The sequence below is a fragment of the Hymenobacter profundi genome (genome assembly GCF_019334315.1).
GTDB classification, from domain to species: domain Bacteria; phylum Bacteroidota; class Bacteroidia; order Cytophagales; family Hymenobacteraceae; genus Hymenobacter; species Hymenobacter profundi.
Genome location: NZ_JAHWGL010000041.1, coordinates 21,564 through 38,109, shown reverse-complemented (window position 1 = coordinate 38,109; position 16,546 = coordinate 21,564). Strand labels below are relative to the sequence as shown.

Annotated in this window: 4 protein-coding genes; all 4 read right to left on the bottom strand. The window is 56.1% G+C overall.

Annotated features, from left to right (window positions below; all coding sequences use genetic code 11):
- Positions 1 to 214 precede the first annotated feature (214 nt).
- Positions 215 to 745: a hypothetical protein gene (locus KYK14_RS11305; RefSeq protein ID WP_219158913.1), complete on the bottom strand. Its 531-nt coding sequence runs from the start codon at positions 743 to 745 to the stop codon at positions 215 to 217.
- Positions 746 to 817: 72 nt separating this feature from the next.
- Positions 818 to 1,786: an NAD(P)/FAD-dependent oxidoreductase gene (locus KYK14_RS11300; protein WP_219158912.1), complete on the bottom strand. Its 969-nt coding sequence runs from the start codon at positions 1,784 to 1,786 to the stop codon at positions 818 to 820.
- A 282-nt stretch (positions 1,787 to 2,068) separates the two neighbouring features.
- Entirely contained in the window at positions 2,069 to 8,539 is a 6,471-nt protein-coding gene (locus KYK14_RS11295; RefSeq protein WP_219158911.1) for an Ig-like domain-containing protein, read from the bottom strand.
- Positions 8,540 to 9,758: 1,219 nt separating this feature from the next.
- Positions 9,759 to 16,442: a T9SS type A sorting domain-containing protein gene (locus KYK14_RS11290; RefSeq protein WP_219158910.1), complete on the bottom strand. Its 6,684-nt coding sequence runs from the start codon at positions 16,440 to 16,442 to the stop codon at positions 9,759 to 9,761.
- Between the last annotated feature and the right edge of the window lie 104 nt (positions 16,443 to 16,546).

The following is a 16,546-nucleotide window of genomic DNA, read 5'->3' as shown; positions in this document are numbered from 1 at the left end:
CTTCTCCATGCAAACCGTACTGCACGAGTTGTTGAAATAAGTAATGAAGTGGTGAGTGAAAAAACCCGCCTGTCATCCTGAGCTTGCGAAGGACCTTATGCCCAAAGAACGATAGACATAACAGCGACTCGTTCACGCATGATAAGGTCCTTCGCAAGCTCAGGATGACAGGCGGGTTTTTTCACTCACCACTTCACAAACTCACTGTTTCACCTTACAGCGGATCGGCGGTGACTTTGAAGCGGGAGTCGGCGCGGATGGTGATGTCGCGGGTGATGGCCTTGGCAATGGTAGCCTTGGTGGTTAGCGTATAGCTTTCTGCTTTGATGTAGCTGTCGAGTTTAGCCTTGGTGGGCGTGAGTGTGATACTCTGCACGCTAGTCGGAACATTGCTCAGCGAGGCTAATAGAATCTGGTCGTTGCCGTTGCCCGTGCTGATGTAAATTTCAATGCTGCGTAGGAAATTGAAATTTTCGCTGTTGGGGTCGGCAATGGTGAGCGTGAGCCGATCTAGGCTTACATCCTTCACCAAGTCGGCGCGGGTATTGTTGTTCTTGAATTTGGAAGACGACTGCGTAGGCACAGCCACTGGCGACAAGGGCGCGGCTATTCCCACCGGGAAGCTAGAGGCAATTTTGATGTTTTGGCTGTCTTCAATATAGAAGGTCAGGAGCTTGTCAATCTCCTTGCAGCCAACAACGAACAAACCAAAAAAGAGGGTAGCGAGTAACAGGACTTTTTTCATGTGAATTGAATTTTGTCCGGAACCTACGCAACCACTACGCCAAACAGATTGCCGTTCGGCTACTCCTTCAACTTATTTTGGGCATTCTTCCCGTGTCAGCTGCTCGTTGATGACAATGCCTGCCTTGGAGCCATCGGCGGCGGCCATAATGGCCTGCTGCTGACCGGGCGTAAGGTCGCCAGCAGCGTAGAGGCCGGTCACGGAGGTCTGCTGCTTTTTATCGACCCACACGGCTCCTTTCTTCGTGAAGCGGCACCCTAGCTGCTTGGCAAACGGGGCGCGCTGGTGTTGGGGCGCGTGCAGAAACAGTGCATGACACTCTAGTGGCTCGCCCGTTTCAAACTCCACGCAACGCAGCATCCCATCGGGGTTGCCTACCAATCGTTGCACGCACTCCTCACGCACAGCAATGCCTTGCTGGCGCAAACGGCGCCGGGCATTGTCGGTGAGGTGGCCCGGCCCGTCGGTGCACACCGTTATGTGGCTCGACCACCGACTGACCAGTAGGGCCAGTCCCGTTACGGTTTTGCCGCGGCCGTAGACGGCCAGCGGTTGATTGCGCACCTCCCAGCCGTGGCAGTAGGGGCAGTGCAGCACCCCCCTACCCCAGAACTCGCGCATACCATCCAGGGGTGGCAACTCGTCTTCTACCCCCGTTGCCAGTATCACTTTGCGCGCCGTTGCCACGGTAGTGCGGTTGGCCTCGGTGTCAGCCTCCACCCGAAAATGGCCGTTCTCTTTCGTGATAGATGTTACGCGCAGCTCGCGCACTTCCACCGATTCGTAGGGCGTGAGCTGGCTGCGGCCAATGCGCAATAACTCCTCGGGGGCAGTGCAGTCGCGGGTGAAGAAGCCCTGTACGGCGGGCGAGGTGACGTTGCGTGGGGCACCGGCATCGCACACCAGCACGCGGCGCATACTACGCCCCAGGATTAGTGCCGCGCTCAGGCCGGCGCTGCCGGCGCCCACAATTACCACGTCATAGTCAGTGGAAGTCAGCAGCTTGTGGGCGGGGCGTACGGTGGCAATGGTTGGCTTCATGAAACAAATAAAAGAGCAGCGCAACAGCCAATACCGGTGTGGTGCAGGCCTACCTGCGGGAAAGCTGACAACACGCAGAAATGGTGCTTTCAGATAGAAAGAGCCTTTTGTACCGAAGTTTCGGGCAATTGGTTTTTAGCTCTCTGCACAGGACAGTTTCCTGGTTCTTATTTTTATCACTATTCCTGCTGCTTCAAATAAGAACCTGATTGACATAAAACAAAAAGCCTCTCCCACCGGAGAGGCTTTTTGTTTGCTTGCGCGAAGCGTTTGCCGCAGGGCTTATTGCTTCACGAGGCGCAGCACGTGGCGCTCGTTGGTGCCTTGTACCAGCACCACGTACGTACCCACGGGCAGTTGCTGCACATCCAGCGACGACTCCAGGCCACCGCTTACCGAGTAGCTAGCCACCGCACGGCCAGCCATGTCTACCACGCTTACTTGGTAGCTACCAGTTGCCAGACCGCGTAGGTCCAGCGTGGTGCGCGTGGTGGTTGGGTTGGGATACAGCATTGGGGCTTGCGCCACTACCTCACCCGTGAACACCACCGTGCGTACCGGCGACAGCGACTCCGTGCCGTCCTGGTCTACCTGGCGCAGGCGGTAGTATACCGTGCCAGTGTGCGGCACCTTGGCATCTACCAGCCCGTACACGTGCGCCTGGTTGGTGCTACCCTGCCCGGCTACTCGGCCTACCGCCATGAAGGCAAAGCCATCGAAAGAGCGCTCTACTACGAAGTAGGCGTTGTTCTTCTCCGAGGCCGTGCTCCAGCTCAGCACTGCGTTCTGCTGCACTGCCTGCACCGCGAAGGCTACCAGCTCAACTGGCAGCGGGTTCGCACCAATACTGAATGTTTCTACTACGGTGTTGGTACCACCATTCACGTCCGTAGTGGTGATGCTCACCGAGTACGTACCGGACCGCAACTTAGTACGATCTGATACGAATAGCTGGCCAGTAGATTGGTTTAGGCTGATACCTACAGCCGATAGTTGGTCAACAGTTAGCGCCGAAGAACCAGCAATAGCTGTATTGAGACCTGTGGTAGGCAAACCGTTGCTGGCTCCCGCGAGCAGGGCACCCGTAGTGGCATCGTATACTAAGGCTGTAGTACCCGAAGCAACATATCGTGCTCCATTGTTGTCGATAAGGTACGTCAGCACATCGTTATTCTGATACGGAGTGTTATTGCCTCCTTTGGTGGGCGTTGCCCTGTAATAAGAGTTGATGTCTTTGCCCACCGCAATGGTATACAACGCCGCATTCGAGATGTTGCTGGCCGCGTCAATAGCTGTATAGCTGAAGAAGGCGTTGCCGGTGAAGCCAGCCGCTGGGTCAAACTTCAATGTGGCTGCCTGCGCGGCCGTCAGCGGGATGGCCGTGCCGGTGGTGGGTAATGCCACGTAGGTACCACCATTACTATAGTACAGTACGCCCTGAGCCGCCGTCGGCAAAGAAGCCGGATCGATAGCGTAGGTCAGACTAGAGGCGGCAGTTTCAGCGTCAGTAGCGGCAAGCGGCGAGATAGTTATCTGGCCAGCGGTATTGCCTTCGGGCGCCTGCATAGCGTTTACCACGTTCTGGGCGTAAGGCGCCAGGTCGAGGATAGCCGTATTGGTTGTTCGCTGGTTGTTGGTCGCGTCGCTTTCCGAGGAAGTCGTCGTCACGTTACCCATCACGCTATAAGCCGTAGTCGGTGCTGTGATAGTGAACGTATTGGTAACGGCCCCAGCTGCGCCAGCGGCCTGCGAGGTGATGGTATTGAATGTAATAACGTTCCCACTCTGGCTACCGTTGGTGATGTTGGAGGCTATTACGCCCGTTGGGAGCGTTACCTTCTGCACCACGTTGGCGGCCGGTGAGGGACCATTATTCAGCGTTACCACGGAGTATGTAACCGCGCTGCCTGGCACCACTGCTGCTGGTCCGCTTACCAGTGTTGTCACGTCAGTTTGCGCCGTGATATTGACTCTGGCTGCCGCCGCGTTGTTAGCGGGGTTCGAGTCCGATATATCCGAGGCAATAGAGGCTGTTGCCGACAGGGTAGTAAGACCCGGGGCATTCAGCTGCACCGTGTACGTGAACGAGCTGGGGGTCGTCGTCGTCGGCGAAGCCAGCGAGGCGATAACTGGCCAAGTCACTAGGCCCGTTGCGCTGTTATAAGTACCTCCGTTAGATACTGTTACTCCAGTTAAGCCGATAGGCAAGCTCAAACGCGTTACCACATTGGTAGCCGGATCCTGGTTGTTGAGGTTGCTGGAGAATACGGCGGTCAGCGTTACGGGCTGGCCAGCTGTGACGGTAGCCGCCGAGGACGTAAGCGTCACACTTAGGTCCGCCGTTTTATCGCTCTCGCGGGTAGAGGCGGTCGTAAACGTTGAGCGGTTGTTGTCAAGGTTACGGTCTACTACCGTACCTGCTACTGTGGCCTGGGCCAAGCCCGTCAGCTGGGCCACTTCTGGCATCCGCACCGTGATGCTATTCACGTTGCTGGCGCCATTGGCTAAGTTGCTAATCGTAGCGAAAGTTACTAACCCCGTGGCACTATTGTAAGTAGCATCAGCAGGTAGAGTAATAATGGTCAGGCCAGCTGGCAATTGCAGCGTCGGCACTACCGATTCGGCCGTGTTAGGCCCGTTGTTAGTGGTTACTACCTGATAAGTAGCCGCCCCGAAAACAGGCGTAGCAACCGGACCGTTCACACTGATAGCCACATCGTTGGAACCGGTTATTGTCGTCGTAACAGCAGCGCGGTTGTTAGCCGTGTTGCTTTCCGGCGTGGTAGTGCTCACATTGGCTGTAGGTGAGTAGGAGCCCGCGCTCGGCGCACCGAACGATACTGAGTTTACCAACTTACTGCCGCTAGGCAGCGTGCCCAGCGCGAAGGTAACCACCCCGGTAGTTGCATCGTAGGTGCCGCCGCCCGTAACGGTCACGTCGGCAAGGCCAGCCGGCAGACGCACGGTCTGCACGACACCGTTAGCGGGCGCACCGCTTGTGTTGGCCGTCGTCACGGTGTAGTTCACTACTTGCCCGGCCAGAGCCGAGGTGGGACCAGCCAAAGCTGTTGTCACGTCGGTGGTTGGGGTTACCATCACCTTGGTTGAAGCCACGTTGTCAGCGGTTACAGGGTCGGTGGTGGCGCTGCTTACACTGGCAGCAGCCAGCACGTACCCAGCCGTGGGGGCCGTGAACTGGAACGAGTAGCTCTGGGTAGCGGCGCTGGCTAAGCTACCAATGGTACCGAAGGTTAATACCCCATTAGTTGCGTCGTAGCTAGCGCCGGCAGGCAGCCCCGATACCGTTAGGCCAGGCAGCAGGCTCACCTGCTCTACTACGTTGGTGGCGGCGCTGGGGCCGTTGTTCACAATATCTACTTTCATCGTCACGATGGCGCCGGGCGCCACGCTCGGGGTTGTGGTAGAGATGGTGGTAGCCAGGTTGGCCACCGTGCCAGTCTGGTTGGTGGTAGCCGTAGCGGGCGTACCAGTGGTGGGTGTCACGGTGGTAGCCGTAGCGTTTTGGGTATTGTTGCCTGTAGCCACGTCGCCCACGTTGTTGCTAGTGCCCGCGGCAGTATAGCTGCCTACCACAGTAGCGGCAGCCGTGAAGCCAGTGGCTGGTGCCGTAAAGCTAATCGTGTTGACAGCCGTTTGTCCCAGGGGTAGGGAGGCCAGTACCGGGAAGGTGACAATGCCGGAAGCCGCGTCGTAGGTGCCGCCATTAGACACGTACACGTCCACCAGATTTTTGGGTAGCGTCACAGTTTGGAGTACGTTGGGCGCAGCCGACAGGGCACCATTCGTTGCCACATTTTTCGTGGTTACGGTGTAGGTAGCCAGGTTACCGATTACCACGCTGGTGGGGCCAGTAATGGTAGTCGTTACGTCGTAGCGCGGGTTGATAACCGTGCTCACGCTGGCTGCGTTGTTGGCCAGGTTGATATCTGTGTTGGCGGCTGATATGCCGGCCGTGGCCGTGATGGGGCCGGCGCCGGGTGCTTTCACCGTGATACCGTAGGTATTGCTACCACCCGAGTTCAGCGAAGCCACCGTGGGGAACGTCACCAGACCTGTCGTGTTATTGTAGGTAGGCGCTGTGCTAGCCGCGCCGTTTATAGTAAACGTAACCGTGTTGCCACCATCGGTCAGCCCGGCGGGCAGTTGCAAGGTTTCCACTACCTGTGTGGCCGTGCTCGGACCATTGTTCCTAGCCGTTACGGTGTACGTCAGCGTTTGGCCGGCATCTACGTTAGCTGCGCTGGCTGTGATAGTCGTGGTCAGGTCGGTAGGGGGGCTCTGCACCGTTACGGAAATAGTGCCAGGGTTGCTCAGAGCACCATCTACGTCCTGCACCGTATAGGGAATGGATACTGTACCGGTGAAACCTGTCACTGGTGTAAACGTTACATCGCCGTTATTATTCACTGTGAACGTACCCTTATTTGCCACCGTGAAGGTTGTCTGACGGGTGGTGCTGCTGGGGTCGAGGTTTACAGTGGCCACGTTGATGCCGCCGTCTCCGTCCGTATCATTGGCCGTGACGGAGAAAGTTTTGGCCGTGTTAGGCAGCGTAGTTTGTAAGTCGTTGTTGGCGACTGGGGGCAAGTTACAAGTACCAAAGTACAACTGGTCGATACCCAAGTCGTTGCCGCCCGCAGCCGTCGATACGTTGCGAATTTCAAATACGGCCGTAGTATTGTCGCCGGAGTACCACACGCTGGAATACCTCACCCAGCGGTCCGGAGACTCGTTTAGTATCAACGTGCTCGATACGGAAGATCCATTAATGACGAACCCTACTTCCGGTACTGCACTGTTCGAGCCCGGCGGCAGCAAGTTGTTGAAGTAGGCCGAGAACGTATAGTAGCGGTTTTTCTGCACCGTCACCGTTTGCGCGTACATGCGCTGGATGCTGGCCGAACCGTTAATCATCAGAAACTTATTGGCCGCGGCCGGCGTGGTTGACTTCGTCGTACCATCGGTGTTAGTGTTGTCGTAGTCGTACCCACGGAACGCGTTGTGATACGTGTTGGCGTTTACGTCCACGGCATAGTTGCCCTCTGGGTTAAGCCCTTTAGTACCGCCAGTAAGTGCCGCGTTGGCCGTGGGCGAGATATAGTTGTAGTCGTTGGAGAAGCCAGTGTTGCCCTGGGAGAAGTCGAAGTTGGTCAGCAGGTTCTGGCCGGTCGAGGATGTACAGGCCGAACCAGTGTCATATACACGCAAGCTTACCGTAGCCGTGGCTGTCTGGCCAGCCTCATTCGTAATTCGGTAGGTGAAGCTGTCTGGTCCCAAGTAGTCCGCGGTAGGCGTATAGGTGTAAGTACCGTTCGCGTTAACGACTACCGTACCGTGCGCCGGATCAGTTAGCTTGGTGGCAGTTAGCTTAGTGTTGTTCGGGTCGTTATCGTTCAATAATACGTTGCCAGTTACGGGCGTATTCTTAGGCACCTCGTAGCTATCGTTGCCAGCCGTCACTACCACGTCGCTGACCGAAATTGTATAGGTAGCGGCGGCGTTAGACTCCATACCACTATTATCGGTGGCAGAGAATGTAAACGTGACGTTTCCCACGGTGGTACCGTCGGGCTTAAACCGTAGGCTACCGGCCTGAGCTACCGTTAGCACCTGCCCGGCCGTAGCAGCCACGTAGGTTCCGTTAGCATCCTGGTAGTAAAGCGTACCTGAGGTAGGCAGCGTCACAATCTTGTATGAGGCAACATTGCCATCCGCATCGGTGGCGTTCAGAGAGCTGATAGTACGCTGGGCAGCGTTGCGCGGAATGATAGTTGTGTTGGTAACGTTGACAGCCATCGGCGGCAGATTCGACTTGCCGGCGCACAATACGGAACTGGGCACCACAGTACCCTGCGTTACGCCAGGACCAGAGAAGTAACTGAAAACTAAGCTATTGTTACCGGTGCCCTCGCCGTAGAAAATCAGAATATTGTGTAGGCCCACCGACAGCGGCACGCTCACTTTCGTGGGCGCTGTACGGGCAGCATGGCTGCCGCCATTGTTCACAATGGCCGTGTTCACGTCGGGTGTCGCCAATAGCGCATCACCGTCAATCCACATGTAAGAGGCCTCGTCGGAGTTCAGGTCGAAGCTGTATGTACCAGCCGTGCCGATGTAAATGCTGCCGCGGTAGCGGGCGCTGAATTGATCAGGGTTGGCGTCGCTGCCGGCGGTCGTTACACCTTCGCTCACCAGGTTGCCGAAGCTATTGCTGGCAGCGAAGTTGATGGTAGCATCCACGCGGGAGAGCTTCGCCGTATTGTTAGCGAAATAGCTCAGGTTGTCGTTGAAGTTACCAGAGAAATACTCTGCCGATAGGCCACTGTACGATTTGGTATTATCGAAATAGGAAACGCCGCAATTACCAGCCACGGCTATGGCCTGAATTGGAATAGTAAACGTGGCCGGTGCGGAGGTCTGGTTAGCGTCGTCTTTGGAGGTGTAGTTGAACGTTACATTGCCGCCAGCGAAGGTTTCAGCAGGGTCAAATCTGAGGCTACCAGCTTGCGCTGCTGTAAGTGTCTGACCAGCAGCCACAGCCGCGTAGGTGGTGCCAGTAGTATTATAATACAGCACGCCCTGATTGACGGGCGGAATCCGGGTAATCGTATAGCTGATAACGCCGCCATCGACAGTACCGCTTAAAGCGCTGATTGCCGTTTGGTTGGCTGTGCTGGCCAGGGACGCATTGGTGATATTGTTAGCGGTAGGCAACGCCCGGTCCCAAGTCATCTTGTCAATGCCAATGCCTTGTGCAGCGGGATCAGTTGCTCCAGTTGTGTTCTTATATGTAATTGTTACACTAGTAATAGGGCTACCGAAAGAAGCAGTAACATAGTCATTAGCTGAAGTAAGATTCAGCGTATTCGCTGTAGCTGTATTTGAGGGGTTGATAGTTGCCGCTGTCGGACTAGACGAGGTTACTGTTGGTGCAACGGCAGTTGCACCATTAGCCCCCGCGAAAACCACTTGATCTATATAAGTAGTCCCAGTAGCGTCATTCTTATCGATATCCTGCACTTGTACCTTAAAATTGGCTACTGGTCGGTTGAAGGTAAAAGTGACAGATGATGTTTTGTTACTACCTGTGGGGTAATTAATCAACCAATTAAGTGTCGTAACACTATTTCGCACTTCCGTTGCCAAAGAATATCTTGCGTCAGCAATACTACCGTTTGTAGATGTTCCTGCACTAGTACCGCTTCCTGTTGCATTATACGCACTACTAACCGTCGTAACTGTAGAGCCAGCTGGTACGCTGGTAGCAGCGCGGTTAACCCAGCTACCACTGTAGTTGGCATCGGCGAAATTGAGTGTAGTAGTTTGCGCCCACGCGACGGTCCTACCCAAGCAGTTCCAAGCCAGGAGTAGAATAACAAACCGTAAAGTTGTCTTCATATGGAGTGAATGTGTGGTGTGACTTTTCCAGCAGTGGTTCTCAGTTATCCATCAAGCATCATATTGCTAACCAATACATCATAGCAAACCTACTTCCTGCCTATTATCTATTTGGGACATTTTCGATAGAAACCTTCTTTCCCTCGGCGAATATTTTTTCTTATTTATAGATTCCGGATGGATGTAATAAAATGCACTATCTATGCCAGAAATCAACGATAAAGCCTTAATGAACGGTTTTTTACTATACGAAATAGTACCTAATTCGTATTTTACTCTTTTAAAAAACACAAATTAAACGCTTTTTCAGATATCTTTTTTTTATAATTATTCTAATTTTATATATAATTCAAAAAACACTATTGCAGTAGTGAAAGGCTTCTGACGCATAACCGATCAGGTTAGGCTTTTGATAACTGCTTTATCTCTGATCTTACTTTTATCCAGTGCATCTGAAAGTAATCTGGTGCTGTTCTGCTTTGCAATTTTCTTGTAAACACACAAAGGGCTCCTCTGTAACAGAGGCGCCCTTTGTGGTTAAATATGGGAGAAACTACTTCTTCACAAACCGTAGTATGTGACGAGTAGCACTACCCTGTACAACCACTACGTAGGAACCAGCCGGCAACTGCGCAACCGGCAGTGTTGCGAGGCCGCCACCCTGCACAGGGTAGGTGGCCACCGGGCGGCCGGTCATATCCAGCACGCTCACTTGGTAGCTGCCAGTTGCCAACCCACGCACATCCAACTCGGTGCTGGTGGTGGCAGGGTTGGGATACAAAGTAGGTGCTACCGTGGCAAGGGTTGCAAACTGCACTGTACGCACCGGCGAAAGCGACTCCGTACCACCCTGATCTATTTGCCGCAGGCGGTAGTAGAGCTGCGCAGCCACTTGAGCGGCGCCGGCATCGGTCAGGTTGTAGCTGCTTGCTTGGCTGGTATTGCCGTGACCCGCTACGCTGCCTACCGGCACAAACGAATGACCGTCACTGGAGCGCTCTACTACGAAGCGGTCGTTGTTTTTCTCCGAAGCGGTGCGCCAGTTCAGCACGGCATGTTGGCCCACTGCTTTCACCTCAAACGCTACCAGCTCTACCGGTAGTGGATTCCCGCCAATAGTAAATCCTACAGCATGCGACGTGATACCACCATAAGCATCCGTAGTTGTGATGTTGACAGCATAGGTACCTGCCCGGAGCTTATTGCGGTCAGCAACGAGAAGCTGGCCCGTGGCCGGATCGAGAGCGAGACCCAGAGTGCTGAGCTGTTCGGTACTCGTCTGGTCCGCTAGGGTAGCCTGGCGAATGCCGTTGTCCGTTATGGCCTGTGGGGTAGCGTCATTGTAGGCCCCGCCGTTCTCATCGAACACCGTTGCAATTACGTCGCTGTTCTGATACGGCGTAGTCGTGCCCCCTTTTAGCGCGGTTTTGGTGTACTGCGCAACGTTGTCTTGTCCTACCGCCAGCGCGTACAGCGCTGGAGCTGAGTCCGTGTTCTGATTGTCAGTAGCAGTGTAGGAGAAGAACACGTTGCCGGTGTAGCTTTCCGCTGGATCAAAGGTCAGTTTCCCAGCATCAGTCGCCATCACCTGTTGCTCCATTGCCACCGGACTACCATTCAGATACAATACCCCTTGCGCACTCGTGGGTAGCGATTTGATGGTATAAGACCTAATCGAACCGTCGGCGTCGCGGCCATTCAGCGGAGCAATTGCCAGCTGACCAGCCGTGTTGCCCTGTGGGCTCTGCATGGTGTTGATGGTCGCATTGGCTACCGGAGCTTGGTTGGCCAGAGTAGTCGCCTGCGTCGACGTATTATCGCCGGGGTTCATATCAACTGTTGTAGCAATCAGGCTGCTAGTTACGCTGAAGCTGGGCGTAAGGGCAGTGAAGGTAATGTTGTTGGTCACTTCCCCGGCCACCCCGGCCGCCTGCGACGCAAGGGTTGCGAAGGTTATTTCGCTGCCGTTTTGGGTAGCACCTACTGGCAGCGCCACGACGGTTGCGCCGGCAGGCAACACTATCTTTTGCTGCACATCCGTTGCCGGCGAGGGACCGTTGTTGAGCGTTACGACGTTGTACGTCACCAGTGTACCGGGTAGGGCAATGGCCGGACCGCTCACCTTCGTCATCACATCAGCGCGGGCGTCGATGTTTACAACGGCAGTTGCGTAGTTGTTGGCCGGCGTCGGATCGGGGTTGCCGCTCAATACGCTGGCACGGGCTACCAATGGCCCGGTGCCGGGTGCATTCACTGTAATATCACGGGTACGGGTGGTGCCTGCAGCCTGGGTGCTAAGAGTCGCAAATGTCACGACGCCCGTTTGCTCATTATACCCACCATCTTCCACTGTCACACCAGTTAGGCCGGCAGGGAGAGAAACCAGCTGCACTACGTTGGTAGCCGGCGTGGTAGTGCTGGCATTGATCGTATTCACGGTGAAACGTATGGGCTGACCGGCTGCTTGGACCAACACGTTAGCAACAATCGATGTCTGCTCATCTACCGAGGCCAGAGTCGTTGTAGTCACTTCGGTGCTGATGGTAGCGGTGTTATTAACCAGGCTCGGGTCGTTGGCCCCAGCCGCCGCAACCGTTGTGGCTAACAGGGTAAGCTGGGCTGCATCGGGAGCTAGGAACGTAATGGTATTAGCCAGCGTACCCGCTGTTCCTACCGCCTGGTCCGTTACGGTGGGGAATGTCACCAAGCCTGTTGCAGCGTTGTAGCTGCCGCCGCCAGTAACCGTTACGCCACCCAGTTCGGCGGGTAGTTGCACGGTCGTAGTCTGACCCGAAGAAAGCGACGGACCATTGTTGGTCGTGGTAACGGTGTAGGTAACGGGGTTGCCTACAACGGTGGTCTTCACCCCGGTCAGAAACACAGAAATATCTGCATTACGCTGCGTGGCTGTGGTAGCCTTCGCCGTGTTGTTGCTTGTGTTGGCATCTGCCGTAGAAGAGCTGACGTAGGCCGTTGCCACAAAGGAGCTGTTGGAGGGCGCTGTAAACGTGATGGTGCTTGTCATGGTACTGCCCACGGCCTGGCTGGTGACCGCCGGAAACGTGATAACACCAGACGTAGCATCGTACGTGCCCGTGCCTGCATTCACGCCCGTGAGGCCGGCCGGAATCTGCACTGTCTGCACCACGTTGGAAGCTACCGAGGGACCATTGTTTAAGGTAGTTACTGTGTAGGTCACCGACTGTCCGGCCACCGTCGAGAGCGGCCCTTGCAGGGCGGTAGCCACATCGGCCTGCGGGGCTACCACGGCTGCCGTAGCGGCCAGGTTGTTGCCAAGCATAGGGTCAGAAGTAGCGGAGCTGATGCTGGCCAGGGCCATCACCGTTCCGGCCTGCGGAGCCGCCAGGGTAATCGTACGCATTTCGGCCGTTCCACTAACTGGGCTTATGGCCGGGAATGTTACTAGGCCCGTTGCAGGGTCATACGTCCCGCTACCCGTGGTCTGCACTCCTGTCATATTGGGGGGCAGCAGCACGCGCTGCACCACGTTATTAGCAGTGGCCGGACCGTGGTTGCCCATCGTCACCGAAAATACTAGCGGTGCCCCAGGCAGCATGTTGGCACCTGGTACCGTTATGCTGGTATAGATGTTCGCACGGTCGGTAGTAGCGGGCGTTACGCTGGTAGGCGCCGCCGTGGTGCTGTTGTTGTTCGTGAACAAGTCGCCGGCAGTAGGCGACACGCTAGCCGTTACAGTAAAGTTGCTCATTGGCGCCGCAAAGCTGATGCTGTTGTTCACCGTAGTGCCGTTGGCCAGCATAGCTAATGTCGGAAAGGTTATAATGCCCGAGTTCTTATCGTAGGTGCCGTTGCCGGACACAAACACGCTGCTCAAACCAGCTGGCAATTGCACGTATTGCGTAACGCTGCTGGCCGGAGAAGGCCCTGCATTGGTGGTCAGAACGGTGAAGGTAGTGAGCGAGCCCTCTACTGTGCTGGTGGGGCCGTGGAGGCTGGTGGCCAGGTCAAAGGAAGGCGTAATGTTCAACGTACTGGTGCCTGCGTTGTTGGCAGTCTGACCGGCTTCGTAGGTGCTAGTGCTCATAGTAGCCGTGGCCGTTACCGGTCCAACAGCCGGAGCAGTGAACTTGATAGACGAGCTGGCTCTGAACAAGCTGGCTAGAGCAGCGTTATTGTTGGGGAACGTGTACGTCACAATGCCCGTTGCGCCAACGTAGTTACCCGTTACGCCATTGCTGGCCGTTACGCGCACCTCTTGCAGGCCGCTGGGCAGCTGTACCTGGGCAGTAGGCGTCGCCGCCGCGTTGGTACCGATATTGTCAAACGTCACGTCAAACGTGCCGTCCTGCCCGGCCGTTACGGGGTTGGTTGGCGTGGTGATGGTGACGGCTACATCGGCCGTCATATTCAGCGTAGCCGTGAGGCTGGCTTGGTTAGGAGCGATACTTACGCCCTCGGCCGTAGTCGTACTTACGTTGCTGATAAGGGTAAGCGTGCCTGTTTGTCTGGGTGCCGTGAAGCTGAACTGATACGCGTTGCTGGCTCGCCCATTCAGGGTAGAAGCGCTACCGCTGAAGGTGATGATACGGGTATTCGGATCATAGGTAGCCCCGTTCGGAACTTGCACGCTGGTTACCCCCATGGGGAGCGTAACGGTCTGCGTCAGTCCCTCGGCCGTGCCCAGGCCCGTGTTTGTGAACGTGGCCGTATAGCTACCCGAGGGCTGACCTGGATTCAGCAGCGCCGGTCCGGTTAGCGTCGTGGTGACATCCGCGGCGCAGGTGGTGCCCACAGTGCTGTTGGCAACGTTGCCACTGATTTGTGTATTGCTCACGCCCGACAGGCCAGGGGCAGCGCCAAAAGCACCACCGCCCACGGTTGTACCATTGGCACCAGCCGCCGTCGATACGGCTGCTACTGCGCCATTAGCCAGCACTACCCCGCCGCCGCCACCGCCGCCAGGACCGTGGTAGCCGGCGGTACCGCTGCCGGTGTTCGTGCCGCCATTGCCGCCATCGGCAGTTAGCGTAACCTTCGACAGGCCCGCTGTATTAACGGCCGTCAGTAAGATAGATCCGCCGGCGCCGCCGCCGCCGTTACCGTCGTCTTTCACGGCGCTGCTGGCCGAGGTGCCATTGGCCACAAGGGTGCCCGTGCCACTCACAGCACCTGTACGCACCATAATAATGCCGCCGCCCACTGCGCCGCTACTGATTGTTCCATCAGTGCCGGTGCTACCGTTGTTGGTACCGGCACCGCCGCCGCCGCCCAAGAACAGGCGGCTACTGCTACCTTCCGTTACTGCGGCACCCGGCTCGCCCCCAATGGCGAGCTTAGTGTTGAAGTTGTTACCACCTCGGCCGCCTGCGCCACCATTGGCACCGCCGCCACCGCCGCTGTTGTCTACGTTGTTGTTGCCGCCGCCGCCTGCATTGGCGGGTGCCCCACGGCTATTGCTACCGCTAGGGTACCCATCCGCCGTGTTAGTTACGAGGGTAGTACCGTTAAATACGTATTGCGGAGTACCGGCAATACCCTCTCCTTTCTGTGCGTTGTTGTTGGAAGCAGCTGTTGTCACATACGATAGGTCGTCGCCATTAGCAGTGGTCTGCACACGGCCAGCCCCACCCCGGAAGCCCGCTCCCGTTGCGTTTATCGTGAATCCGTTCAGGTTCAGCGTACCAGCTACATCAAGGGCCAGTATACCGCCTGTGCTACCGTCCCAGGGTAGGGCGGTGATGGTGGCACTCAGCGTCAGGTTGCCATATTGCGGAACCCGCACCACCTGAAAGCGGCGCTGCCCGGCAGTACTAGTGGCAGGGGCGTTCTGGTATCCGCTCCTGAGCGGAGTAGCCAGCTGCACGGTACCACCCGCAGTCGTAACATCACTTTTTGCTACCACATACTCATACGTGCCGGCCGTGAAGCTGGCGTTGCTCAAGTAGCCACTGGCGGGTCCACCCGCTACACCGTCGCCGTAGGCATCGGTACTGGTAACGTTGATGTCGGCCCCTTGCATCTGAATAACCAACAGCAAGTCGCCAGCCGCAATGTTGGTTTTAGTAGTTCCCGCAGCGGCTTCTACCACAATCGAAGTGGCACCCGCCGCCAGCGTTTGGGTGGTGCGACTGGGGTAGTACGTGTCCGGATTCACTGCCAAGCCAGCTACCGAGCCATCACGGCCCGGATTAGCGCAGGGCGCCGGTGCGCCGCTGGCACCCGTTGGCGTTACGGGAATGGTGTAGGTGGCCGGCGTAGCGTCCTGCACATCGGCATCATCAATGGCCGTGTAGCTGAAGCTCACTGGGCCGGTTGCCGTTACAGCCGGATCAAACGTGAGCTGCGTGGCCTGCACCGGCGTTAGGTTCTGGCCAGCGGTAACAGCAGTGCCATTCACGTATAAAATACCCTGCGTAGCAGAGGGTACTGTTACCAGTTTGTACCCCTTCAAGGTACCGTCTACCGCAGCGCTCAGGGCGCTGATGGGCAGTACACTAGCGCCGTTCGACATACCGGCCGTCGTCACATCGTTGGCTACAGGCTCTATCCGGCACCACGAGATGCTGGGAATGCTGATGGATTGCGTTTCGGTAAGCGGTAGCAGACCATTTGCCGCTGTGGTATTGCGATACACGATTGTGAACGACGTAACCGGAACGTTGAACGCCACATCCACCGAAGCGCCATCCACGGCCGAATTACCACCGGGCCCCACCTTAGCTGTAGCTGTGGCGGTAGTGGTCGTGTTGCTCAGGTTTATATAAGTAGTACTGCTGCCAACCAGAGTCAGAGTAGGCCGTACCGTTGTGTTGGTTGCCGTGGTGCCGGAGATTGTTACCTCATCAGTATAACCTGAACTCAGGGCAAGGTTGACTACCCCAACATTGTATATAGCGTCAATATCCTGCACCCGCATCGATAAGCCCGATACGGCCCGGCTGAATGTATATGTAACGGTAGATGAGTTATTAGCTAAATAAGTAGCGCTCCATACCAATCCTTTTTGCCCGTTCAGTGCACTTACGGATAAAGCAGTAGCATTGTCATTTGTTGAGCTGTAGCTGGTGCCTACCCGCGTGAAGGAAGTGGTACTGGGCACCCCTTCAGCGGGGCGGTTTTTCCAGCTTTCACCGTTCGTGCGCGCAGTGTAGTCTAGCGTGACGGGGGCAGTCGTACACGTTTGTCCCAGGGCCGGCAACAGCCCCGAAGAAGCCAAGACTGCAACTAAACCCAGTAAGCGTAAGGTTGCTTTCATGTAGTGAAAAATTCCTGTAAAATGCGAACTAATGGAGGGATGCTTAGTGAATCACTCAATTGGATTTAATTCCAATGAAGTCAAAATGGGAAGGTTTACTGAAA